2 protein-coding genes are annotated in these 1,090 nt (G+C 49.5%); both read right to left on the reverse strand.

The window, feature by feature from the left end; genetic code table 11:
* Window positions 1–95: 95 nt before the first annotated feature.
* Window positions 96–335: a YheU family protein gene (locus KDK19_RS03905; protein WP_257291377.1), complete on the reverse strand. Its 240-nt coding sequence runs from the start codon at window positions 333–335 to the stop codon at window positions 96–98.
* Between the two features lie 10 nt (window positions 336–345).
* A complete protein-coding gene (gene tsaA / locus KDK19_RS03910; protein ID WP_257291378.1) occupies window positions 346–1,065 on the reverse strand; it encodes a tRNA (N6-threonylcarbamoyladenosine(37)-N6)-methyltransferase TrmO in 720 nt (239 codons plus the stop codon).
* Window positions 1,066–1,090: the final 25 nt, after the last annotated feature.

Here is a 1,090-nt window from a genome sequence, read left to right on the forward strand (position 1 = left end):
AGGCCCTGTGGGTCCCAGCATGGGAACAAGTTGTTGGAGTTTTGCGACACCCTCTGTGGGGCGGGGTAACTGATTTATGAAAAAAGCCTGATCTTTTAAGAGTGGTTGATCATAGACTCATAGTGCTGAGCTTCTTTGGCAGGAATAATATTCACACTCTCGGTTTGAGGATCAAAAACAATAGCGACTTCACCGGATTTCAATAACCCGATTACCTGCTGAATACGGCTTTCCTGGTCTTGGTCAAAACCGTTGTCAGTTCCCTCCCGGCTGACAAAATCAGCAATCAGATTGTTCAGTGTCTCTGCGTTCAATTCCTGATAGGGAATGATCATTCTTAAACTCCTAAAGATGACCGTAAGGTTCCAGGTCGGTGACCAGAAAGTGATCTCCCCTGGATTCCCAGACTACATTAACGTCCCAGAGTGCAGAGCCATGTCTGCGTCCGGTTGTATCTCTTAGGTACGCCGGGCGTGGGTCCTGGCCCAATACTTGTTTAATCAGTTCCACCAGAGAGCGTCCGGTCTGTCGTTCATAGGTCCGGCACTTGATCATGGCCACTTCACTAAATTCCACTTCTGCCATAACCGCCGGTAAAGGTGCAAAGCCACCTTTTGCTTCTGGTAGCGCATCGGCGTAAGGCAAGTAAGGTTTGATATCAATGATGGGGGTGCCGTCCAGCAGGTCAGCTTCTGTTAGTCTTAGTACCAGCTTGCCGTTTCCGGACTGGATGCCCTTCAGTTTTACCACGGAGAGGCCAATGGGATTGGGACGGTGGGTCGAACGGGTGGCAAAAACTCCCATGCGTTGTTTACCGCCCAGACGAGGAGGGCGAATAGTAGGACGCCAGCCTTCATTCATGGTTTCGTGAAAAATAAAATGAACCCAGAGGTGAGAGAAACCTTCCAGACCACGCACCAGATTCTCCTGGTTGAAGGGGGGTATCAGTTCCAGCTCTGACTCTGCCGCTGTGACAATGCCTGGTTGGCGGGGAATTCCAAATTTTTGCCGATAGCAGGAGTGAATCACTCCAATTTGTTCAAACTGGAAACTGTTTTTGCTCACACTGAACCCGTAATCGTTGTCTTGA

Source organism: Endozoicomonas sp. ONNA1 (assembly GCF_024606325.1).
GTDB lineage: Bacteria > Pseudomonadota > Gammaproteobacteria > Pseudomonadales > Endozoicomonadaceae > Endozoicomonas_A.

Bases quoted from the DNA above. Each gene is read 5' to 3' on its own strand.
- KDK19_RS03905 (WP_257291377.1), bottom strand. From the start codon at position 335: ATGATCATTCCCTATCAGGAATTGAACGCAGAGACACTGAACAATCTG.